Source organism: Neobacillus solisequens (assembly GCF_051233465.1).
Classification (GTDB): Bacteria; Bacillota; Bacilli; order Bacillales; family Cytobacillaceae; genus Neobacillus.
Genome location: NZ_JBKFGJ010000011.1, coordinates 1 through 23,366, shown reverse-complemented (window position 1 = coordinate 23,366; position 23,366 = coordinate 1). Strand labels below are relative to the sequence as shown.

Below are 23,366 nucleotides of genomic sequence, written 5' to 3'. Positions count from 1 at the left end.
AAATTGTCATGATTTTTTACTTCCAATGATGATAGAATCCTGATCTATTTGATCCATAATGGTTTCGGCAACCTCTTGTGCTGAACGGAATCGGGAGAAATCTTTTATATGGTCACTTCCTTCCCAGAAGGGGGTATTCATACCACCCATGTAAACTGCATTGATTTTAATGCCACTACCTTCTAATTCTTTTTGAAGGCTCTCTGTAAAGCCTCGAATAGCAAATTTACTAGCCGCGTATACACTTTCATTGACCTTGCCACGTAAACCGGCAGTCGAAATGATATTCATGATCTGCCCTTCCCCATTAGATTGCAAGATCGGCAAAATGGCCTTAGTTATGAAGAGTGTACCGAGAATATTTGTCTCACACATTTCTAGGATTTGTGCTACTGACGTTTCAAGGAACGGACCAAAATGGCCAACGCCTGCATTATTCACCAACCCATAAATTTGAAAGTTTTTGCTTATTTCTTCGATTTTTTTTGAAATCTCTTCAGGATTTCGAATATCTAATGGTAGGGTATCGGCTTTTCCACCAGCTTCTTCAATTTCGTTTTTAACCGACAATAATTTTTCTGCTGATCTCCCAGATAGTAAAATGTGATAACCCTTTTTGGAAAAAAGGAAAGCTAATTCTTTTCCTAATCCAGATCCTGCGCCTGTGATTAATATGGTTTTCATTGAATTTACCTCCAACTCAATAGTTTTACCTTTATTATTTACAACATAATAACTATACTAAAATAAAAAGGAACATGGGAGGAAAAAAATGGAGCAGGAGAAACGATACAGCCAAATGACTGAGTATGAATTAAGGCAAGAAATTTCAACACTCCAGGAGAAAGCAAGAAAAGCGGAACAACTAGGAATGGTAAATGAGTTTGCAGTGTTAGAAAGGAAGGTGCAAATGGCCCGTTCGTATCTAATGGACCCGACTGTGTTCCAACCAGGAGAAATTTATGAACTGGAAGGATCTCCTGGTGAGTATTTTAAAATTGACTATATGAACGGTGTATTTGCTTGGGGGTACCGTCTGAAAGGAAACGGTGAAGAGGAAGCCCTGCCCATCGCGTTATTAAAGTGGTTAAAATAAACACAAACCAGAGGGCATCTCTGGTTTGTGTCACCATCTTTATTTCCATACATTAGGTGATTCGTCATCGCGTTGTCCGGAAGCTCTCATTCGTTCTTGAGGGTGGGTATTAATGGTGCCGTCTGCTCTTCTTGAAGCATATTCGGCTTTTGCCCGCGGCTCGCCCTCAAGTTTGTTGTTATTTTGATTTGGGAAATTGCGTGCTTTATTTCTCATGGTATACCTCCATAGTAAAGGGAATGAGAAACATGAAAAGCAAAGATTTTTATGCAATGCTGATCACGTAATCATAGTATGAACTTATATATTTTCAGTTATGTTTATAAGAAATTGCCAAAGGGTGAGCATGTATGAATGACTATCATGAAAAATTAACAAAGTTATTATTGGAAATAAATGAATACCTATCCTATAATCAAGCGAGAACTTGGATTGAATTACTATGGGAGGATTTTGAAACATCTTATGCCAAAGCTGGACAAGGCTATATGGGGAGTGAAATGACCGAGCGGATTGTCAAACAGTGGATTGAAAATTATGGGGATAAGTTACATGAATTTGCGGGCACTAATCCTAAATATGATAAATATTTACAGCAATCTAAGCATACGTTGCATTAAAAAAAGCGGTGACCAAAAGTCACCGCTTTTTAACTTGGGATGACTCCCAATTTTTTTCGCAGTTTTTTTTCGCTAAATACCCAGCCGGTGTAAGACGTGATTGGTTTTAATTGTTGATCTAGCTGTACCACGGCAACAAAAGGATAGTGACCATTGCTGCGGTAACGTAAATCTATAAATCGTACTTCATAATAATCATCAAACTCATCCACTTCCCAGCGATATACCGGTGAAAACGACAGGAATGCAGAGATGTTAGAATCTTTTTTAGCGGCTTCAATAACCGGAGTATTTGGAACGGGGATCCGTTTGAAACGATCTAAAATTTCAACCTTTCCATCGTTCCCACGGCCAACGAAAAATAATTCATTATTCATCGCTGCTATACGCCATTGATGGAATCTCATCGTCGGAGCGATGATAATTTCAGTTGCATCCGGTATGAGGGTCCTTACTTTAACCAGTACCCGCTTTTTCGCTGCATAGCGTAAGAAATAATAACCAATGATAATTCCGTACATAGTTAGGAAGGTTACTCCAGGGTTGGCCCCCGCAATCCATATAAATATCCCCACTACGTGAATTCCAAAAATGTACGGGTCAAATGTATTAATTACTCCAAGTGCAACCCATTTAGTCGAAAACGGTCTAAGCGCTTGAGTTCCATAGGCATTAAAAATATCAACAAAAACATGGATAAAAACAGCTGCAAAAGTCCAGGCCCATAAATGAAGTAAATTAGCATTGGTGAAAAATGGGTAAATAACCGCCAATAGTGCAATCGGCCATAATAAAACAGCTGGAATGGAGTGAGTAACTCCACGATGATTACGGATATAAATCGCGTTATTTCTTAGTTTTAAAACTGTGTCAATATCTGGAATTTGCGAACCTGCAATGGTTCCTATTAACACACTAGTCGCAGTAGCATGATCAGCTGCTACAACGGGGTCCAATGTTGCCAGGCCACCTAATGCAATGCCCATCACAACGTGAGTTCCTGTATCCACAAGGAAGCTCCTCCTTTAAATTATTTCTTGAAAAACACATCCAATTGAATTATCGTAAAACAAGACTGTCTTATTATACTATTCCCTTTTTATGTGTTGTTTACTAGCAGGAGGAAAATAGGTTATGTTCATTGAACTAAAAAATATCGAAAAAATCAACATATATGATTTCCAAAATGATTTAATTTCATGGTTCTACGCTGAACAGCGTAATCTTCCTTGGAGAAAGGATAGGGATCCTTATAAGGTTTGGGTCTCGGAGATTATGTTGCAGCAAACTAGAGTAGATACTGTTATTCCGTATTTTAATCGCTTTATTGAATGGTTTCCGACTATTGGAGATTTAGCCGATGCAGATGAGGAAAAAGTGCTGAAAGCCTGGGAAGGTTTGGGGTATTATTCCAGAGTGAGAAATCTGCAATCAGCTGTCAGAGAAGTGAAGGAAAAATATAATGGTAAAGTTCCCAATACTCCTGAAGAAATTTCCCTTTTGAGGGGGGTAGGACCGTATACGGCTGGGGCTATTTTAAGCATTGCTTACGGAAAACCTGAACCGGCAGTAGATGGCAATGTGATGAGGGTTTTATCTAGGATCCTTTCCATTTGGGAGGATATAGCCAAGCCTTCAACTCGCAAGGTATTTGAAGCTGCAGTTAGAGAGCTGATTTCACACGAAGACCCATCCGCTTTTAATCAGGCATTAATGGAACTGGGAGCCCTTATTTGTACTCCTACTTCACCGTCCTGTTTGTTATGTCCTGTTCGTGATCATTGTCATGCCTTTGAAGAGGGTGTACAACAGGACCTTCCCATAAAGACGAAAAAAACAAAGACCCGCAGTGTGGAACTAGTAGCCGCTGTCTTGAAGGATCACAACGGGAAAATTTTAATTCATAAACGCCCCGCAAACGGATTGTTGGCTAACCTTTGGGAATTCCCTAATATAGAAATTGGGCATCCTATACAGTTTGAACGGGAAAGGCTAGAAGACTTAATTCATGAAACATTACAGTTACAGGTTCAGTTAGATAAATTAATCGGGCAAATTGAGCATGTTTTTTCTCATTTAATCTGGAATATAAAAGTGTATGCCGGTACAATCAATTCGGAAATAGAAGAGAATGAAGAATGGAAGTTGGTTTCTTTTGAGGAAATGGCGGAGTATGCCTTTCCAGTTCCATACCAAAAGACTATGAAGCTATATAAGGAGAATGGAACGCCGTTTTAGCGGCGTTCTTTTTACACTACGGTTTCAAACCACCGCGGTGCTCAATTTCTTCGATGATTTGTCGGTGTATGGATTGTCCTTCGCTATTTAGGTAAGGGGTCATTTGCTGCAGGGCGTGATGGAAAAAGGTAAGTTCTTCATTATTCCAATCCGATTTTGCCATCATGGTAAGCTCAGTCATATCTCTTCCATTATACATATAGATTCACTCCTTTCTTTTCTATTTTGCCCTTATTCATTGTCTTCCCATCATGGAAAAGCTAAAATAAAATAATAAAGTTACAAAGATAGGATGGTAAAAGATTATGATTCAAAAAGTAGCACTAATTACCGGCAGTAGCAAAGGAATTGGTAAAGCGACGGCCGTCAGACTTGCAGAGGCAGGTTACGATATTGTTATCAATTATGCAAGATCCAAAAAGGGTGCATTGGAAACGGCTGAGCAGGTAGAAGCGTTAGGTCGAAAAGCCCTAGTAGTGAAAGCTAACGTTGGTGATGTAAGCAAAATCAAGGATATGTTTTTACAAATTGAACAGGAATTTGGACGATTAGATGTGTTTGTTAATAACGCGGCGTCAGGAGTACAACGGCCAGCAATGGAGCTCGAGGAGTCACATTGGGATTGGACTTTAAATATTAACAGTAAAGCATTATTGTTTTGTGCACAGGAAGCGGCAAAATTAATGGAAAAAAACGGCGGCGGTAAAATTGTCAGCATTAGTTCCCTTGGATCCATCCGCTATTTAGAAAATTATACGGCAGTAGGGGTATCAAAGGCGGCACTTGAGGCTTTAACCAGATATCTAGCTGTTGAGTTAGCTCCTAAAAATATTATTGTGAATGCTGTTTCTGGTGGAGCGGTTGACACAGAAGCATTAAAGCATTTTCCAAATCGTGAGGAGATGCTGCGGGAGGCAGCTGAAAAAACCCCTGCCGGAAAGATGGTTGAAATTGAGGATATTGTCAATTGTGTGATGTTCTTGATTTCCGGTGATTCCAGCATGATCAGAGGACAAACGATTATTGTTGATGGAGGAATTTCATTACTCGTTTAATTTTTTTCGGATAATCTCCACAAAGCTGGGTAAATTAATCTTTGTGGAGGTGATAACAATGGCAAACTTCAATCAACAACCAAACAAAACTTCTGCTGGAACTAACATCCAGGAAGTGAAACAACAAAATGCGCAGTCTGCTGGTGCAGGAGCTGCAGGTTCTTTTGGAACTGAATTTGCAAGCGAAACAAATGCACAAGAAGTAAGACGCCAAAATGCTCAATCTGCTAGTGCAGGAGCTGCAGGTTCATTTGGATCTGAATTTGCAAGCGAAACAAATGCACAAGAAGTAAGACAACAAAACCAACAATCTCAAGCTCGTAAAAACCAAGGCTCATTTGGCCAAAGCTAAAAAATACTTAACGAAGAAGGCACTCTCTAATCGCTGAGAGTGCCTTCTTCCATGGAATCGACAAAAGTTCCAATCTGTCAACATAACTTGTCAAAGGGAAAAGGGGATTTCTACAGAATACATAGTAAGTATTAATTTTAAGGCGGTGAGGGAAATGGATCAGTTTAACAGATTAGTTTCCGAACAAATGGCAACCATGGATAAATTGCTATACCTGCAAGCTGAACTGGAAAGATGTCAGGAAATTGAAGCAGAACTACTGGCTCTGCAAAAAGAAACAGACCTGGAGAGCATCCAAACCGATATACACCTCATGAAAAAGGAATTGAAGGAGATTCAATTGGTATTTGAAAAACAAACCGAAGAGGTTATTAATTCTTATCGGGCTACAAATTTGACCCCAACTTTATAAAAAAATACGCAATTTTTTACAAAGAGCCATGGGAAATATGGCTCTTTTGTTTTAAATTCTGCTCTCAACCGTTATAATAATAGAAAACAGGAATTAACTTTGTTGTCTTTTGTCGTCTTCTAGATGTGAATGATCAGACCAACAAAGCGTTCGGAAATGAAAGTAGGGGAGAAACTTGGGCGTACCCATCGAAGGTGAACCAATACAAATACATAGCTATAAACACAATGGGCACATCCATCGCGTCTGGGAAGAGACAACTGTTTTAAAAGGGTCACAGAACCTGGTCATTGGCGGCAATGATCGAACACTTGTAACAGAATCAGATGGCAGAACATGGATTACAAGAGAACCAGCAATTTGTTATTTTCATTCTCAATACTGGTTTAATGTGATTGGGATGATTCGTGAAGACGGGATTTATTATTACTGCAATATCAGTTCCCCATTTATTTTTGATGGCGAAGCACTAAAATACATTGATTATGATTTAGATATCAAGGTGTACCCAGATATGACCTTTAATTTGCTTGATGAAGATGAGTATGAGCGTCATCGCAGGGAAATGAATTATCCAGATGTCATAGATCAAATTTTAAAAAGAAATGTCGATAAGCTCATTCAATGGATTAGACAGCGAAGCGGTCCATTTGCCCCCGATTTTATTGATATTTGGTATGAACGTTATTTAACATACAGACGTTAAATGGAGTTTGTAAGAGAACGCCTGTTGAGTAATCAACAGGTTTTTATCTGTAGTCCTAATTAAAGGGGGAGCGGGTTTGAATAGTATTATCAGATACCTGCAATTTGTTAAACCATATAAATGGCAAATTATTGCTACCATTTTTATTGGAATCATTAAATTTTCGATTCCTCTCGTTATTCCAATGTTAATTAAATATGTGGTCGATGATATTGTGGGCAATACTCATTTGACCAATGTTGTCAAAATTCACAAACTCCTGTTTATATTATCGGTGATGATCATTATTTTTGTCGTGTTAAGACCCCCTGTTGAATATTACCGCCAATATTTTGCGCAATGGACGTCAAATAAAATTTTATTTGATTTACGGGATTCGATGTATCAGCATATTCAAAAGCTAAGCTTTAAATATTATACGAATAACCGTGCCGGTGAAATTATTTCACGGGTTATTAACGATGTCGAGCAAACCAAAACCTTCGTTATGACCGGTTTAATGAATATTTGGCTCGATATTGCCACTATTATCATCGCAATCGTTCTTATGTTCTCTATGAGTGCTAAACTAACCATAATATCTGTTTTGATGTTTCCACTTTATGCTTTCTCCATTAAATACTTTTTTGGCCAATTACGAAACTTAACAAGAATGAGATCCCAAGCCCTTGCAGAGGTTCAAAGCTATTTGCACGAACGGGTGCAAGGCATGCCGGTCATCAAGAGTTTTGCCATTGAAGAATTTGAGCAAACCCAGTTTAACCGGCAAAATGCCAATTTTTTAGACAAGGCCTTAAAACATACAAGCTGGAATGCAAAATCGTATTCTGTCGTAAATACGATCACGGATATTGCCCCGTTAATCGTAATCGGTTATTCAGCCTACCTCGTGATTGAAAACCAACTCTCATTAGGGACGATGGTAGCTTTCTTTGCTTACATTGATAAACTCTATAATCCTTTACGGAGATTGGTAAATTCCTCTACGACGGTAACCCAATCGTTTGCTTCCATGGATCGGGTATTTGAATTTTTGGACGAGAAGTACGATATTGTGGATGAACCGGATGCATTGCTATGTGAGGAGGTAAAAGGGGATATTTCCTTTGAAAACGTTTCTTTCTCCTATCATGACGACGATGAATATGTGTTAAAAAACATTTGTCTTGATGTGAAAAAAGGCGAGACCATTGCCCTAGTTGGCATGAGCGGTGGTGGGAAATCTACACTGGTCAGTCTGATTCCACGCTTCTATGATGTTAGTGAAGGCAGGATTACCCTTGATGGTACGGATATTCGCAAATTTAAGGTTCAATCGTTGCGGGATAAAATCGGAGTCGTATTTCAGGATAATATCTTATTTAGTGAATCAGTCAAGGATAATATTCTATTGGGGAAACCATTTGCCACTGAAGAAGAGGTTTTTGCTGCTGCAAAAGCGGCAAATGCCCATGACTTTATCGAGCATTTAACTGAAGGATATGACACAAAGGTTGGAGAAAGAGGCGTCAAACTATCCGGTGGGCAGAAGCAGCGGATTGCGATCGCCAGGGTCTTTTTGAAGAATCCGCCAATCTTGATTCTAGATGAGGCCACCTCTGCCCTAGATCTAGAAAGCGAGCACTTAATCCAAGAGTCGCTGAATGAGTTGGCAAAGGATCGAACCACCTTTATCGTTGCCCATCGTTTATCAACGATTACACATGCTGACAGAATTATTTTAATCGAACATGGAAAAATTGTAGAAATTGGTACACATGATGAGTTAATGAGAAAACAGGGAAATTATTATAAATTATTTCAAGTCCAACAACTCGAAAAAACAGAGGCCGAAGCAGATTCATAGCTGCTCCGGCCTTTTTGCCGATATAAAGTATATACTCAGGCATAAGTGTAACTACGCCTCTGTCTTCGCCTAAAGACTTGTCAGTCGGCGAGTTTTCTAATAATTATTGTTCGTATCTTCAATTTGAACCTCATTATCGTGAAAGGCATGAAAGCTGGTAATGAGAATATCAAGATGCTCCACCTGTTCACTATAATCAATAATCGTTGCGACTATTTGCATGGTGTGGTAGAGATGCATGTTCGTATCTTCAGTAGATTCCCTCTGATGTGCTAAAAAGAGCTGAAATAGTTGCTTATTATTGGCTTCAACATCATTTTCAGTCTCTGAATCCGGAGTCGGTACTTTCCCGATAAAGCGGAGCATGAGCTGCTCATGACGATAAATCAGGTAATCGAGATGCTCTTGGATGGCTTGTATAAAATCCTCGGGCAGCTGAAGTAATTCATTTTCAAACCGATGAAGCCTTTTTAATGTATCGAGCCCTTTTTTAGCAGTGACATTCATTTGTCGATAAATCACCAGCTTACGAGTTTTTTCCAAAAGGTTCTTTTTAAAATAACTTCGCTCTTCCTTATACATGGAAAAAAACTGTTCCATTGCTTTAATGTTGTTTTTTAACTTTTCAATATCTGTTTTAAGTTGTTGATGATCATAGTCATGGCGGGAGCTTAAACGAATCCATCTGATAATTTCTTCTGTGGTTCCGGCAATTTTGTTATAAAGCTTATTTTCATACTTTGGTGGCATAAACACGAGGTTAACAATGAAAGCCGAAAAAACACCGATCATGATTGTTGAAAAACGTATTCCTGCAAACTGAATAAAGTTACCGCTTGGAGTTTCCATAATGGAAATCAGTGTTACAAGCGAAAGTCCTATTGTATTTTCAAGCTTAAGTTTTAAATTTAACAGAATAACCATAATGGCAGCCATTCCAATGACGATAAAATGATTCCCCAGCAGCAGAACAAAAATAACGGCGAAAACTGCTCCAATAATATTCCCCTGTACTTGTTCAATAATTGTCAGATAGGAACGATAGATGGTTGGCTGGATTGCAAAAATCGCCGCAATCGCCGCAAACACCGGAGAAGGTGAATGTAAAATTTGCGCTAAGTATAGTGATAAAACAATAGCAATTCCCGTTTTTAAAATGCGGGCACCTAACTTCATTTGTTTTAGATTCCTCTCAAAAATAATAGTCTATTTCTGTAACTTCCCATATAAACAATATTGTACTATACATGGATTAAAACATTTAATCAAGAGAAAGTATATGATTTTCTTTACAATTTGTTGCTAAAAAGAATGGTAGTTATGCGAATTGTTATGGAATTTGATTTGGCGGGTTTGCTTTGGGGAACGATTCATAAAGCCTTTATGTGAATGAAAAAGGTGGACAGGTAGTTAAGTGATGTTCATAAAGATTGTATGGATAAAAAGAAGGGGGTGGGAGTCGTTAAGAGAGGTTCATAACGACCGTTTGGGTGAGAAGAAAGGGGAAGCGGTCGTTAAGTGAGGTTCATAACGACTGTTTGGAAGAGGAGTAAGGGGCGGAGGTCGTTAAGAGAGGTTCATAACGACTGTTTGGAAGAGAAGTAAGGGTTGTCGGTCGTTAAGAGAGGTTCATAACGACTGTATGGATAAGAAGGAGGAGGTGATGTTCGATGTTCGTTATGAAGTATAATTGGCGACCTATTTGGTTTGATAGTTACTTTTTTAATTTCAGTGTAATAGACCATATATAGCCGATCCCTTCTCACAAAATGAACAAAAAAAACAGCACCCGCTAACAGTAGCGGATGCCCTTATTAATAAGTTTTATTCAGTTGATACAGAAGGATCTGCCTGTTCTTTAACAGGTACTATCTGTACAAAGTTTTGTTCTGGCTTAGCTAATAGCTCACGGAGTTGGTTAGCTTCCTCCGCTTGACCGTTTTGCTCCAAGATGTCTGTGTATTTTGCTAAAAGCTCATTTACATCTTGTTTGCCTTTTTCATTTAAAGCAGTAACTGTAACCTTCGCACCTTTTGCGACACGGCGTTGAATGGCTTCTTTGGTTAGACCGATTTCTGGTTGATGGCGAACATAGATTACGCCCCCAGTCATACCGGCACAAATCCATGGACCTGGGTCACCAAGAACAAGGCCACGGCCGTTTGTCATGTATTCGAAGGCAAAGCCTTTAATATTAGCATTAGAGCCAATATTGCCGTTTTCAGTTACAGGGATTGGCTTTTTCACTTGCCCGCCAATAATTAAATCTGCCCCGGAGAGTCGGATTCCGGCACGGGCATCAGCGTTTCCTTGAGCAACAAGAAGACCTTTCTGAGCTCCGTAGCCAAAGCCTTTACCAACAGAACCATTTACAAATTTGCCATTTTTCCCTTTTGACTTAAGCACAAGGATATTTCCACCAAAGGAAGTTTTACCAACCCCGTCTTGACCGCCGCCGTTTACAGTAATTTCAATACCTTCACTGTTATAAGCACCTAACCCGTTACCAGGGATAGAGCCTTCCTTATATTTAAGCTGAACTGGTGGTAGTTGCTTGTAAGAGCCGTCAAGGCGTCCGCGAACACGATGGCAGGAAACACGACTTCCTAATACTCGCTGTTCAGATGTGACGCTAACAAATTCCCTTGAAGAATGCAATTGATCAACACTTGCATCCAGGTATTCCGCTCCAGCAGCAACTTGCATTTGAACATCTTCTATTGATTTAGAAGCCTCAACTTTAGCAAATTGACTGATTTCAAGCGTTTTTAATAAGTAAGAAAGATTAAGTTGATTCTCACCTTTTACTTGCTCTAATAATTCAGATTGACCTACAGCATCTTGAAGATTACGAATTCCTAACGAGCCGGCAAGCTCCTTTAACTCACTTCCAAATGCAGTGAAGAGATTCATGATTCCTTGAACGGCTAAATCAAATTGGCGTGGTACGAAGCGTCTTAGACCATGTTCTTTTGCCTGTGCTTCTGATTCAATTTGAGTAGCAATTCCCACATGGCAGGTGTCTAAATGACAGCCACGGCAAGTAGTACAACCAATGGAAAGCATGGCCAGTGTACCAAAGCCGACACGGTTTGCACCGAGGAGCATGATTTTTAAGACGTCTTTTGCACTCTTCATTCCGCCGTCTGCCCAAAGTTCCACTTTATGACGCAAACCGCTTTCCAACAATGCGTTGTGGGCTGCTTTTACACCAATTTCAACTGGGAGACCCACGAATTGCAGGGCATGAATTCTGGCTGCACCTGTGCCACCGTCAAATCCACTTAAGGTAATAATATCTGCTCCAGCTTTGGCAACTCCAACTGCAATAGTACCGATATTTGGAACAACCGGAACTTTTACAGCGATTTTGGCCTGATCATTAGCTGTCTTTAATTCTTGGATCATTTGGGCAAGGTCTTCAATTGAATAGATGTCATGGTTATTGGATGGAGAGATTAAATCCGATCCGAGCGTTGCATTACGTGCTGCAGCAACTTTTGCCGTGACCTTTGAACCCGGCAAGTGACCACCTTCACCAGGCTTTGCCCCTTGACCGATTTTAATCTCTAACAGATTAGAAGAGTTTAAGAGCTCTGCATTGACACCGAAGCGTCCTGATGCAATCTGCTGGCCGCGGGTTTTTGGATATTTTCCAAGCATATCCTTGATTTCTCCACCTTCACCGTTCAAACTCACCATATTTAAACGATCAGCACCTTCTGCATATGCTCGGAAGGCAATTTCGTTTTGTGAACCAAATGACATTGATGAAATGACAAACGGTAAATCATGATCACCAACACGAAGATCTACTTCTGTAGAAGATACCGGTTTATCGCTTTTCTTTAAATCGACCAAATGGCGAATGGTTGTTGGGTTCTCGGATTCCTGCTCAGTAATTTTGTCGCGGTAAACGCCGTAGTCACCTGTTGCCGCAACTTCACCAATGGATTTCCAAATCCGAGGGAAGAGGTGGAATGTTTTTCCTACTCTTTCTTTTTCATTTTGATAATCTTCTGCTCTTTTAAAAGAATCAAGCTTTAAAGCTTCAAAATTAGATTCAATATCTTTAGATCCGAAGAAGTTGACGATATTCAAAACTTCGGCAACGGATTCATGTACACCGATACTGGAGAACAAGCGACCGTAGCCACGCAGCTCATGAATTCCAATTGTAGAGATTACTTTTTCTAACCCTTTTGTAAGAGCACTGTATAAGTTAAGCAATGGTGTTGCTGAATCACCAAGTACAGTTAAGAACATATAATATGGACTGATTAAATCAGCACCTAATCCAAACACAGTAATGATATCATGTAAGGATCGAATCGCTGCTGAACGTAAAACCAATGAACAATCTCTTCGTAATTCTGCTTTAACTAAAGCCTGATCAATCGCCGAAGTGACTAAATGCGGATCAATCCAGTATGAATCTTCTTGGTGTGCTTTTGCATCATCTAGGACAAGCAAAGTTTTTCCGGCTTTAACCGCCTCAACAGCTTCACTTGCTAATCTTTCCAGCGCCTGATCAAGATTTTCATTCTTTTGGAATGTAGCAGATATAAACGCTGCCAGTTTTTGTTCATGAAAATGCTGTATAATTTGGTCAAAGCTTGGTTGACCAAGGCTTTCAGAGCATGTATAACCGGCTTTTCCTTCCAATAATAGCGGGGTCGTTAATTCAATAACGGTCTCTGCTTCATTGTTGGCAAATAAATTAGGGCGTTTCCCGATAATGACACGGGTAGAGAAATGCTCTGTTTCACGATCACGGTCGATGGCAGGATTCGTTACAACCGCAACACTTTCCTTAATATAGTCAGCAATGTTTACTCGCTCGGGATTTAAAGCCGCAAGCGGGGCGTCATGACCTAGTGAACGAATCGGTTCAATTCCTTTTTCAGCCATTTGTTCAATCAATTGGATATGGTCACGTTCCCAACCAAACGCTTTATATTGCCCATTATGAATTTTTTCTGGATAACTCATCGTGACAGTTTTTCCGAAAACAGGTGGCTGGAGGCGGAATCTTGCTTCACTTAAATTTAATCTAGTTGAAAAACGATTGTAGACTTCGTTTTGGAAGCGGCTAGATTCGTATACATCTAAAACATCTTCATTCCATTTAAAACCTACTTTTTCACCTGGTGCTAGAGGTTTAGGGTCGTTAACATATTCACTTGCGGGAATAATCCCTGGCTCAGAAGAGAAATGAAAGGAACTTTCTGTTTCAAGCATCCAAAGCGGGCGAAGTCCTAATGCGTCAACACTAAACACTGCTTCCTCACCGTAACGTGAAATAATACCAGCAGGTCCTTGGGCGAAATGGCCCCAACCTTCACGTAAATAAGTATATAAGTCCTGTAAATGCTCAGGATAAGCTTTAATTTCATTAATAATAGGAGGGAATAACAAATCCATCGCTTCAAACAGAGAATACCCTTCACGACATATAAGTGTTTCAAGGGTTCTGCTTAAATCTTGTGAATCACTTCCGTCTTTTACAAGTGGTACTCCAATCATTCTTGCTTCATCGCGAAGTTTGGCAATGGTATTAATCTCCCCATTATGTCCGAGAACACTAAAAGGCTGAACGCGGAAAAAGCTTGAAAGTGTATTGGTAGAATAACGGTTATGTCCAAGGGTAATGGTTGATGCAACCAGTGGGTTGGCAAGATCTTGATAATAGCGGGGAAGAATATCTCCGGCACCCATTACTTTGTAGACAACATGATTTTGACTTAGGGACGCAACATGGATATGCTCATTTTTTTCAATATCGATTAGTGCATTAAATAAAGCTTTAGTAAGCTCTGACCCTTTTTCATCGGAAATACAAGCGAATTGCCAAAAAACTGGGTTTTCTTGGATGGCGATTGGGCCTAAAGCAGATGGGTTAGTTACTTGATCGGTTTCAAAAATCAGGTCTAACTCATGTTTTTTCAGCTTCTCTGCAATTTCTAGCTTAGTAGATTCCCAGTTAACCTTTTGACTAATAAAAAGGTGACCAACCGCAAAGCTCTCATTATCTACAAGGGAAGGATCGAGATTGACATTAGTAAGTTTTTCTTTCCAGAGTTCAACGGGAATATCTAAGTGAATTCCAACGCCATCTCCTTCACCGTTAATAAAACCTGCACGGTGGTTCATGGTTACTAATGCGTTAATACAATCAAAAATGTTTTTTCTAGTAGGGGTTTTTTTCTTCTCAAGGCAAGCGACTATACCACAAGCATCATGTTCATGTTTGTGGAAATCTTTAAATTGGGAAGGGGTCCATCTTTGAGTCATTTTTGTCGGGCTTCTTCGGAAAACCTCAGTAAGCCGCTTCACCTCCTATGAAACGTAATATTGAAAGAATGGCATGTTTTCTTGCTTTAACGAGGTATCTAGTTAAAGGGTGAAAAACAAAAATAATAATCTAATAGTATCATAAGAATTTTCAGAAATCAAATAAATATACAAGTTTCTGGATATGAAAATTAAGGTAAAAAATGGGGGTAAAAGCATAACTGTAAACGTTTTCATTATTATTTAAATAATAACGGGAGCACAAAATGCTCCCGTTATTGCATAAAAAATGCATAATTATTCTGATTTTAGTGTCGAAAATGCATTTCTAACTGCATGCAATGTGGCCTCAACATCTTCCGTTGTATGGGCGATCGTGAGAAACCATGCTTCATATTTAGAAGGTGCAAGATTGATTCCTTGATGAAGCATCAATTTGAAAAATTTCGCAAACATTTCTCCATTTGTATATTCAGCTTGCTCATAGTTTTCAATTTTTTCATTTGTAAAGTACACAGTTAATGCACCTTTTAATCGGTTGATGGTAAGTTGAATATCATACTCTTTTGCCGCGGATAATATTCCTTCTTCCAGCATAGCACCTAAACGATCTAAGTATTCATACACGCCATCTTGTTTTAAGACCTCGAGGCAGGCAATTCCAGCAAGAATGGAGGCAGGGTTACCGGCCATTGTCCCTGCTTGGTATGCTGGTCCAAGCGGAGCAACTGTTTCCATGATTTCTTTACGGCCACCATAGGCGCCGATAGGCAGACCTCCACCGATTATTTTTCCCATAGCGGTTAAGTCCGGACTAATTCCTAATAAATTCTGAGCACCGCCATACATAAATCGGAAGGCTGTAATGACTTCATCGTAAATAACTAAAGCCCCGGCAGCGTGAGTTAATTCATTCACCTGCTCCAGAAATCCAGGTTTAGGTTCCACAATTCCAAAATTGCCGACAATTGGCTCTACAAGGACAGCAGCAATTTGATCACCCCATTTTTCTAATGCCTGTTTAAAAGGTCCGATATTATTAAAAGGAACGGTGATAACTTCTTGAGCGATACTTTTTGGAACACCAGCTGAATCGGGTGTGCCAAGGGTTGATGGGCCGGAACCAGCAGCAACAAGGACCAGGTCAGAATGACCGTGGTAGCATCCGGCAAATTTAATGATTTTGTCACGACCAGTATAAGCACGGGCTACCCGAATGGTAGTCATAACAGCTTCGGTGCCGGAGTTTACAAAGCGAACCTTATCTAAAGATGGGATCGCTTCCTTTAACATTTTGGCGAACTTCACCTCATGAGGTGTTGGAGTTCCGTATAAAACGCCTGTTTCAGCTGCTTTTATAATGGCTTCTGTAATATGAGGATGGGCATGACCTGTAATAATCGGTCCATATGCTGCTAAATAATCGATATATTGATTGCCATCCACATCCCAAAAATAAGCACCCTGACCACGCTCCATGACAACCGGTGCACCACCGCCTACCGCTTTATAAGAACGGGACGGGCTGTTTACTCCTCCGACAATATGTTCTAACCCTTCATTATGTAGTCGTTCTGAATTAGTAAATTGCATTATTTTTTCCCCCTTAAACGTAATCCATTTTATTCTACCACTTTTTGCTATCATAAACCTTTTAAACAATTCAAGTCAGGAAAAAATGCAGGACAGTTGTGGTAAAATGATTATTTGGCTAAACTAAACCATTAGGGTAGCTTCGGGAGGGAACATAGATGAAATACGCAATAGAAGTAAACAACTTACGTAAAGAATTTAAAGCCTATTCAAGCCGTACAGGTCTAAAGGGTGCATTTAGGGATTTATTTACACGAAATTACAAAATCATGCCTGCTGTAAATGATATTAGTTTCACTGTTAAGCAAGGTGAAATGGTTGGATATATAGGCGAAAATGGGGCTGGTAAATCAACCACCATTAAAATGCTGACAGGAATTTTAACGCCAACGGCAGGTCAAATTACCGTAAATGGGATGAATCCTCACAAGGAGCGGGAGAGATTTGTACGCACAATAGGAGTGGTGTTTGGTCAACGTTCTCAACTTTGGTGGGATATTGCTGTTCAAGAGTCATTTCGTTTGTTGAAAAAAGTTTACAAGGTAACGGATGAGCAATATGACGATCATATGAATCATGTAATTAGAACATTAGATATTGAACCACTCTTAGATAAGCCGGTTCGAAAGTTATCGCTCGGTCAGAGGATGAGATGTGAGTTGGCTGCAGCATTAATACACAATCCACCATTATTATTTTTGGATGAGCCAACAATTGGTCTTGATGTACTGGTCAAACTAAAAATTCGTGAATTTCTTAAAGAAATCAATGAAAAATATAATACCACCATCCTGCTGACAACACATGATCTAGCTGATATCGAAGCATTATGTGAGCGGGTGATCATGCTTGATGAAGGTAAAGTTATATATGATGGAGCACTAAATGATTTGAAAGAAACCTGGGCAGAAGGCAAAGAACTGAGGTTTCAATTTTTGGAAAACGTCGATCTTACTTCGGTTCGTGCGTTAACCAAGGAGTTTCCGGTGAAATGGGAATTGGATGAAAAGGAGCAAATTTTTATTGCCAATATTGATGAAAGTGATGAGCTCATTTCCCAATTGATTGCTAGAGTAATCGCTTCGTATAAAATAAAGGATATAAAAATTAACGAAATTTCTACAGAAGAAATTGTACGAAATATCTATGAAAAGGGTGCGGTAGAGGTTGGATAAATATTTGGAGATGATTCGAATCCGTTTTTTAATGATGCTCGCCTACCGAACAAATTACTATACTGGTATCCTCATTTATAGTATTAATATTGGAGCTTATTATTTTTTGTGGAAGGCGATCTACGGTGCAAAGGAGAATATCCAAGGGCTTTCCGTTACACAAATGACAACCTATATAGCCATTTCCTGGATGGCGCGGGCTTTTTATTTCAATAATCTTGATCGTGAAATGGCCTTGGAAATCATGGAAGGGAAAGTGGCAGTAGAATTAATCCGTCCTTATAATTACTTGGCAATGAAGACAATGCAAGGGTTGGGTGAAGGGATCTTCCGTTTATTTTTATTTTCGACTCCAGGATTGATCATTGTTTATTTTATTTTCCCTATTCATTTCGCATGGGATTTAAGTGTATGGGGGTTATTTTCCATTTCCATTCTCCTTAGTTTTTTCATTAATACGGAACTTAATTTGTTAACTGGAATTACGACTTTCTTCTTATATAATAATGCGGGTCTGATTCGGGCAAAACGAGTCGTAATTGATCTGTTTTCAGGCTTGCTATTGCCAATCAGTTTCTTTCCTGTTTGGGCGCAGGACATCATGAAATTCCTACCATTCCAAGGAATTAGCTATGTACCAAGCATGATTTTTACCAATGGTTTTACACATCAGCAGGCAATTGCCGCCATTGGTCAGCAGTTGATTTGGGTGATATTCCTAATTATGCCAATCCAACTTCTATGGTATTTGGCGAAAAAACAGCTGATCATTCAAGGGGGATAACCACATTGTTTTATGTTTCTATGTTTTTTCAATATCTGTCACAATATTTAAAAACGAGAATGCAATACCGTGCCGATTTATTTGTGGAATTTTTCTCCGATCTTATGTCGCAGGGTATTAACTTAATCTTTATTTTAGTAGTATTTGGTCACACAAATTTGCTAGGTGGGTGGACCAGAGATGAAATCATTTTTATTTATGGCTTCTTTTTAATTCCTTTTGCTGTGTTTTCTGCCTTTTTTAATATATGGGATTTTAATGAACGATATATTGTAAAAGGGGAGCTCGATCGAATCTTAACTCGGCCGATTCATAGTCTGTTTCAAATTATTTTGGAGCGGATTGAGTTGGAATCTTTGTTAGGAGCCATTACTGGACTGGTTGTCATGATTTATGCCGGGAGCAGGATTGGTTTAGATGTAGATTGGTATGATCCCATTTTATTTATTATTTTTGTTATAGGCGGTGCCCTTGTTTATGGAGGAGTTTTTGTTTTACTCGCCTGTATAAGCTTTTGGGCAGATGCGAGAACATCAATCATGCCAATGATGTATAATATTAGCAACTACGGCCGCTATCCAATTAATATTTATAACAAGTTAATTCGCTTTGTATTAACTTGGATATTACCATTTGCATTTGTCGGGGTATATCCAGCTGCCTTTTTCCTTGAAAAAAGAGGATGGTATTGGTATTCGTTTTTAACACCTATAATGGGTGTGGTCTTTTTTTCACTTGCCATACTGTTATGGAATCAAGGAGTGAAGAAATACCGTGGGGCAGGAAATTAAGAAGCAGCATGAATCCGGACGCGTGTCGTCCGTTTTTTTATATACTTTAATTGGCCAAGCTAGCATAGAAATAGAATAACTCAACGTTGAATTTGAGGTGACCTTTAGGTGTTCTATTTTTTATTGCCAGTAGTTGTTTTTTGTATTTTTATGAGCATCAGAACTATTTTTATGCCTAATACCATAAAAGGGAAATTAGTGTCATTTGATAATTTTTTTTATTTGGGAATTTGCTATTTGACCGTAATTATTGGATTTGGTTTGCTATATTTGCTGTTTGAATTAATGGGCTATTCCTTATTAAAAGAAGTGAACGATCAACACAAAACCAACATTTTTGAAACAAGCTTTTATTTTAGTGCGATGATGCTTTTCTCCGTAGGAAATGGGGATGTCATACCGCTGGGAATTGGTCGATTAATCGCTATTACAGAAGCATTAATCGGTTACACTTTGCCAGCCGCCTTCGTAGCAAAGTTTATGTTTGATCGTGAAAAATAATCTTATGTGCAGGAAAGTTGTTTTGTTCTGAAACTTTGGTTACCCTATGAATAGGAATATTTTGCAAAGTGGAGTGAATAAAATGACAGTAGAAATAGGAATGCAGGCGCCTGATTTTACCCTTGAGGCCCAAACAGGTGAGCAAATTACTTTATCAGCTTTAAAAGGAAAAAATGTGGTTCTATATTTTTATCCAAAAGATATGACACCTGGGTGTACTACGGAAGCGTGCGATTTTAGGGATCAGCATCAAGCGTTTAGTGATGTGAATGCAGTCATCTTAGGTGTTAGTCCCGACCCGGTCGATCGCCATCAAAAATTTGTAGAGAAATATGGTTTGCCGTTTTTGCTGCTAGCTGATGCCGACCACATGGTAGCCGAGAATTATGGAGTTTGGACTCTTAAGAAAAACTTTGGCAAAGAATATATGGGAATCGAAAGGTCCACATTCATTATTGATCAGAATGGAAAAATAGTGAAGGTATATAGAAAGGTTCAAGTTAAAGGTCATGTAGAAGAAGCATTAAACTTTATTAAAGGAAACCTTTAGGGAGCTTCTTCGCCTATTTTACTGAGTAAAGGCATTTGTCCAATGCAATTCTGGTTTAGATGAATATCATTTTATTAGGGCATACCTCCTCAGATAAATTTTTTGGACCGTTCGCGGTCCCTTTTTTTATGACCTGAGTATTCTTACTATCTACTAAGGTGTTATGATGAAATAAAACTTTCTTTACGATCATAAATAATGGGGGGGCTAAAAAATGAAAATATATACAAAAACCGGTGATAAGGGAACCACTTCCTTAATTTACGGACAAAGAGTTGCTAAAAACGATTTGCGGGTTGAAGCATACGGAACTTGTGATGAAACTAATTCCATGATCGGCTTAGCACTTAGTTATTTAAATAAGGAAAATTTTCAAGGGAAAGAAATAATTGAAGAGTTATATCATAAAATACAAACAAATCTTTTTCATGTCGGTGCAGAACTGGCCACACCTAAAGGTAAGGAAGTGAAGTGGTCACTTGCGTCAGAAGGTATAGAGGAAATGGAAAAATATATTGATGAATGGGATGCAGCACTAGAACCATTAAAGAATTTTATCCTCCCGGGAGGTCATCCTGCAGGAGCAGCGTTTCATGTAGCACGAACTATCACTCGCAGGGCCGAACGTTGTGCGGTAGCATTGGGAGATGAGATTAATCCATTAGTGTTAGTATATTTGAATCGGCTTTCTGATTTATTGTTTGTAACGGCGAGATATGTAAATGCCAAGTTGGGATTCGCAGAAAAGACATTACACAGCTAATATAGGTGTAAGTGGTATTACAATATTGACAAAAGTACAAATTACCTAGTAAACTAATTATAACAATTATAATTTAATAATTCTTTTTAGAAAAGAGGTGCATGGCGATGAATCAATTAAAAGAAGCGTTGGATACTTTGAAGGAAACGGGAGTTCGTATTACTCCTCAACGTCATGCGATACTTGAATATTTAATAAACTCAATGTCACATCCTACTGCAGACGAAATTTATAAAGCATTAGAAGGAAAGTTCCCGAATATGAGTGTGGCAACAGTTTACAATAATTTACGAGTATTTCGTGAAGTTGGACTCGTTAAAGAGCTTACTTATGGAGATGCATCAAGTCGATTTGATTTCTTCACCTCCCATCATTATCATGTGATTTGTGAAGAATGTGGTAAAATTGTTGATTTCCATTATCCAGGTTTGGATGAAGTTGAACAACTGGCGACACACGTTACTGGTTTTAAAGTCGCAAACCATCGCATGGAAATCTATGGTACATGCCCGGACTGTGAAAACAAAGAACAGGTTCATTAATGATAAAGGCTGAGTTCAGGAAGAAATCAGCCCTTTGGTTGTATGAAAAAGATGGCAATTGCTTCTGGTACTTACAAGAAGCTTAGCCATCTTTTTTTATTTTTTTATTTTTTTATTATAAGATTCATCGAACAATTTACCTTCAAGATTCGGATCTAGAGTTAACGGTTCATTACAATACATACACATGTCCACTTTTCCAAGCATTTTAGTTGTTTTTCCACAACCTGGACATTTTACTTGGACTGTTCGCGTCGATAACATTCCAATCCAAAAATAAACTACAGTACTCGCTATAATAAAAAGTAGACCTAAAATCATAAAAATGGTCATAATAAGCGGAGAAGTCCGGAAGTAAATTCCTCCATACATCACAATAAAACCGACGAAAATAAGTGTTAGTGCAAAAGTTCTAATTTTATTTATTTTACTTGAATATTTCACCATGAAACTCCCTCCTAGAGCAACTATACCATAATTTTACGTAATTGAGAAAAAAGAGGAATGGAAGAATGTCGAATTTTGTCTCAAAATATAGAAGGAGATTTATCATTACTGTCGAACTTTATTGCTATCGAGAAAATTGGAGGGAAGAGAATGGAAGACATTCTTCGGCCTATATATCAAGAGAGGGCAAGTCAATTAAATACATTAGGTATTTTATTGGTTGAAAAAAAACAAAACACAGATCAAACTACAGATTCTTTTGATGTTGTATTATTTGTGATTGTAAAGGAAGCAGACCAGCCGGTATTTATAAAACACTATTCATATGATAATAAAAAAGCAGCCATGCATATTGTTACAGAAGCCCAATTGCAGGAATGGATTTTATTTGGTTCTAACCGAAAAATTTTTGAGTGGCTTCACCAAGCAAAAATAATTTTTGACCGGAATGAATATATTGCTCATTTGAAAACAGAATTAAGAGAGTTTCCATTTAACGGTCGGAAAATTAAAATGGGACTCGAATTTGCAAAACTAATTCGCAGATATACAGACGGAAAAGCATTATTTGAACAAAAGCAATATTTGGATGCTTATAATCACGTGGTTCATTCTCTCCATCATCTGGCAAGGCTTGCGGTGATCGACAATGGTCTTCATCCGGAATTGACAGTTTGGCAGCAGGTTAAACTTATTGAACCAGAAATTTATAAATTGTACGAAGAATTAGTGAACAGTGAGGAAACTTTAGAGAAAAGATTAGAACTTTTATTCCTTGCCAGTGAATTTATGATCTATTCAAGAACGAAAATTGGTTCCGCACATTTATTAGAAATCCTTCAAGACAAGGAATATTGGCAGTTCAATGAGATTATGTCGGAAACAGAACTTACTTTATATTCTGTTGATATGCCCATACTTTTAGAGTATTTAATTGAAAAACATTTAATTGAAGTAGTGAATGTAGAGACAAAGGGACAGGGTATCTTTCATAGATGCTATCGGGTTTATAAAAGAATATCTTAAAAAACTATTGACCTTTTTATTAATCCTTGTTATATTTATAACCGTCGCTGCGAAACAAAGCATTAAATGTTCGTAAGTGACGGTTTAAAAAAGGTGTTGACAGAGAAAATACCTTATGTTATATTAATAAAGTCGCTTTTGAGAAGCGGTAACAATTGATCTTTGAAAACTAAACAAACAAGAACGTCAACAAACAATAATATTCATTTCTAGCGAAATGAAGCCAACGTTTTATTTTATGAGCTAATCACTCTTTTTGGAGAGTTTGATCCTGGCTCAGGACGAACGCTGGCGGCGTGCCTAATACATGCAAGTCGAGCGAATCAATAGGAGCTTGCTCCTGTTGATTAGCGGCGGACGGGTGAGTAACACGTGGGCAACCTGCCTGTAAGACTGGGATAACACCGGGAAACCGGTGCTAATACCGGATAACTCTTACCAACACATGTTGGTAAATTGAAAGTCGGTTTCGGCTGACACTTACAGATGGGCCCGCGGCGCATTAGCTAGTTGGTGAGGTAACGGCTCACCAAGGCGACGATGCGTAGCCGACCTGAGAGGGTGATCGGCCACAC

At 38.7% G+C, this 23,366-nt stretch carries 24 protein-coding genes and 1 rRNA gene; 17 read left to right on the top strand and 8 right to left on the bottom strand.

Going from position 1 to position 23,366, the window contains the following annotated elements; genetic code table 11:
* Positions 1-6: 6 nt before the first annotated feature.
* Entirely contained in the window at positions 7-684 is a 678-nt protein-coding gene (locus ACI3K6_RS11630) for an SDR family NAD(P)-dependent oxidoreductase (RefSeq protein WP_435554952.1), read from the bottom strand.
* A gap of 88 nt (positions 685-772) precedes the next feature.
* Between ACI3K6_RS11630 and ACI3K6_RS11625 the strand changes: the two genes are divergently transcribed.
* A complete protein-coding gene (locus ACI3K6_RS11625) occupies positions 773-1,096 on the top strand; it encodes a YfhH family protein (protein WP_335476767.1) in 324 nt (107 codons plus the stop codon).
* A gap of 39 nt (positions 1,097-1,135) precedes the next feature.
* Here ACI3K6_RS11625 and ACI3K6_RS11620 read toward each other — a convergent pair whose 3' ends face one another.
* The gene (locus ACI3K6_RS11620) at positions 1,136-1,312 is read right to left on the bottom strand and encodes a small, acid-soluble spore protein K (RefSeq protein ID WP_435554951.1); all 177 of its coding nucleotides are present in this window, start codon (positions 1,310-1,312) and stop codon (positions 1,136-1,138) included.
* Between the two features lie 134 nt (positions 1,313-1,446).
* Between ACI3K6_RS11620 and ACI3K6_RS11615 the strand changes: the two genes are divergently transcribed.
* Positions 1,447-1,716 carry a YfhJ family protein gene (locus ACI3K6_RS11615; RefSeq protein ID WP_435554950.1) on the top strand — a complete coding sequence of 90 codons (270 nt, stop codon included), beginning with the start codon at positions 1,447-1,449 and terminating at the stop codon, positions 1,714-1,716.
* A 29-nt stretch (positions 1,717-1,745) separates the two neighbouring features.
* On the opposite strand, the gene ACI3K6_RS11610 is transcribed toward ACI3K6_RS11615, so the two are convergent.
* Positions 1,746-2,726, bottom strand: a complete 981-nt coding sequence (locus tag ACI3K6_RS11610; RefSeq protein WP_435554949.1) for a metal-dependent hydrolase — start codon at positions 2,724-2,726, stop codon at positions 1,746-1,748.
* A 124-nt stretch (positions 2,727-2,850) separates the two neighbouring features.
* Here ACI3K6_RS11610 and mutY point away from each other — a divergent pair, with 124 nt between their 5' ends.
* Complete coding sequence (gene mutY / locus ACI3K6_RS11605; RefSeq protein WP_435554948.1) at positions 2,851-3,954, top strand: A/G-specific adenine glycosylase; 1,104 nt, start codon at positions 2,851-2,853, stop codon at positions 3,952-3,954.
* Positions 3,955-3,970: 16 nt separating this feature from the next.
* On the opposite strand, the gene ACI3K6_RS11600 is transcribed toward mutY, so the two are convergent.
* A complete protein-coding gene (locus tag ACI3K6_RS11600) occupies positions 3,971-4,153 on the bottom strand; it encodes a hypothetical protein (RefSeq protein ID WP_435554947.1) in 183 nt (60 codons plus the stop codon).
* Positions 4,154-4,259: 106 nt separating this feature from the next.
* On the opposite strand from ACI3K6_RS11600, the gene fabL reads away from it, so the two are divergent.
* From fabL to ACI3K6_RS11575, 5 genes are all read left to right on the top strand, one after another.
* Positions 4,260-5,009 (top strand): enoyl-[acyl-carrier-protein] reductase FabL, encoded by a 750-nt coding sequence (gene fabL / locus ACI3K6_RS11595; RefSeq protein ID WP_435554946.1) that lies wholly within the window; start codon positions 4,260-4,262, stop codon positions 5,007-5,009.
* Positions 5,010-5,067: 58 nt separating this feature from the next.
* Complete coding sequence (locus ACI3K6_RS11590) at positions 5,068-5,361, top strand: gamma-type small acid-soluble spore protein (RefSeq protein WP_435554945.1); 294 nt, start codon at positions 5,068-5,070, stop codon at positions 5,359-5,361.
* 154 nt (positions 5,362-5,515) lie between these two features.
* Positions 5,516-5,773, top strand: a complete 258-nt coding sequence (locus tag ACI3K6_RS11585) for a YgaB family protein (RefSeq protein WP_335476773.1) — start codon at positions 5,516-5,518, stop codon at positions 5,771-5,773.
* A 175-nt stretch (positions 5,774-5,948) separates the two neighbouring features.
* The gene (gene ntdP, locus ACI3K6_RS11580; protein WP_335476774.1) at positions 5,949-6,479 is read left to right on the top strand and encodes a nucleoside tri-diphosphate phosphatase; all 531 of its coding nucleotides are present in this window, start codon (positions 5,949-5,951) and stop codon (positions 6,477-6,479) included.
* Between the two features lie 76 nt (positions 6,480-6,555).
* A complete protein-coding gene (locus ACI3K6_RS11575; protein WP_435554944.1) occupies positions 6,556-8,325 on the top strand; it encodes an ABC transporter ATP-binding protein in 1,770 nt (589 codons plus the stop codon).
* 96 nt (positions 8,326-8,421) lie between these two features.
* On the opposite strand, the gene ACI3K6_RS11570 is transcribed toward ACI3K6_RS11575, so the two are convergent.
* The 3 genes from ACI3K6_RS11570 to ACI3K6_RS11560 all read right to left on the bottom strand — a co-directional run bounded on the left by ACI3K6_RS11570 (position 8,422) and on the right by ACI3K6_RS11560 (position 16,212).
* Positions 8,422-9,501, bottom strand: coding sequence for an FUSC family protein (locus ACI3K6_RS11570; protein ID WP_435554943.1), 1,080 nt, complete (start codon positions 9,499-9,501; stop codon positions 8,422-8,424).
* Positions 9,502-10,149: 648 nt separating this feature from the next.
* Positions 10,150-14,619 (bottom strand): glutamate synthase-related protein, encoded by a 4,470-nt coding sequence (locus ACI3K6_RS11565; protein ID WP_435554942.1) that lies wholly within the window; start codon positions 14,617-14,619, stop codon positions 10,150-10,152.
* A 297-nt stretch (positions 14,620-14,916) separates the two neighbouring features.
* Complete coding sequence (locus ACI3K6_RS11560; RefSeq protein ID WP_435554941.1) at positions 14,917-16,212, bottom strand: glutamate-1-semialdehyde 2,1-aminomutase; 1,296 nt, start codon at positions 16,210-16,212, stop codon at positions 14,917-14,919.
* Between the two features lie 158 nt (positions 16,213-16,370).
* Here ACI3K6_RS11560 and ACI3K6_RS11555 point away from each other — a divergent pair, with 158 nt between their 5' ends.
* The 7 genes from ACI3K6_RS11555 to perR all read left to right on the top strand — a co-directional run bounded on the left by ACI3K6_RS11555 (position 16,371) and on the right by perR (position 21,318).
* Positions 16,371-17,387, top strand: a complete 1,017-nt coding sequence (locus ACI3K6_RS11555; protein WP_335476779.1) for an ABC transporter ATP-binding protein — start codon at positions 16,371-16,373, stop codon at positions 17,385-17,387.
* Positions 17,380-18,171, top strand: a complete 792-nt coding sequence (locus ACI3K6_RS11550) for an ABC transporter permease (RefSeq protein WP_435554940.1) — start codon at positions 17,380-17,382, stop codon at positions 18,169-18,171. Before ACI3K6_RS11555 ends, ACI3K6_RS11550 begins: the two co-directional genes overlap by 8 nt.
* 5 nt (positions 18,172-18,176) lie before the next feature.
* Positions 18,177-18,962 (top strand): ABC transporter permease, encoded by a 786-nt coding sequence (locus ACI3K6_RS11545; protein ID WP_335476781.1) that lies wholly within the window; start codon positions 18,177-18,179, stop codon positions 18,960-18,962.
* A 237-nt stretch (positions 18,963-19,199) separates the two neighbouring features.
* Complete coding sequence (locus ACI3K6_RS11540; protein ID WP_335476782.1) at positions 19,200-19,463, top strand: ion channel; 264 nt, start codon at positions 19,200-19,202, stop codon at positions 19,461-19,463.
* A gap of 82 nt (positions 19,464-19,545) precedes the next feature.
* Complete coding sequence (gene bcp / locus ACI3K6_RS11535; RefSeq protein WP_335476783.1) at positions 19,546-20,013, top strand: thioredoxin-dependent thiol peroxidase; 468 nt, start codon at positions 19,546-19,548, stop codon at positions 20,011-20,013.
* A 214-nt stretch (positions 20,014-20,227) separates the two neighbouring features.
* Positions 20,228-20,776 carry a cob(I)yrinic acid a,c-diamide adenosyltransferase gene (locus ACI3K6_RS11530; protein ID WP_435554939.1) on the top strand — a complete coding sequence of 183 codons (549 nt, stop codon included), beginning with the start codon at positions 20,228-20,230 and terminating at the stop codon, positions 20,774-20,776.
* 101 nt (positions 20,777-20,877) lie between these two features.
* The gene (gene perR, locus ACI3K6_RS11525; protein ID WP_335476785.1) at positions 20,878-21,318 is read left to right on the top strand and encodes a peroxide-responsive transcriptional repressor PerR; all 441 of its coding nucleotides are present in this window, start codon (positions 20,878-20,880) and stop codon (positions 21,316-21,318) included.
* A 96-nt stretch (positions 21,319-21,414) separates the two neighbouring features.
* Here perR and ACI3K6_RS11520 read toward each other — a convergent pair whose 3' ends face one another.
* The gene (locus ACI3K6_RS11520; RefSeq protein WP_335476786.1) at positions 21,415-21,765 is read right to left on the bottom strand and encodes a YgzB family protein; all 351 of its coding nucleotides are present in this window, start codon (positions 21,763-21,765) and stop codon (positions 21,415-21,417) included.
* A 150-nt stretch (positions 21,766-21,915) separates the two neighbouring features.
* Between ACI3K6_RS11520 and ACI3K6_RS11515 the strand changes: the two genes are divergently transcribed.
* Positions 21,916-22,791, top strand: coding sequence for a nucleotidyltransferase-like protein (locus tag ACI3K6_RS11515; RefSeq protein ID WP_335476787.1), 876 nt, complete (start codon positions 21,916-21,918; stop codon positions 22,789-22,791).
* A gap of 253 nt (positions 22,792-23,044) precedes the next feature.
* A 16S ribosomal RNA gene (locus tag ACI3K6_RS11510) occupies positions 23,045-23,366 on the top strand; the annotation flags it as partial.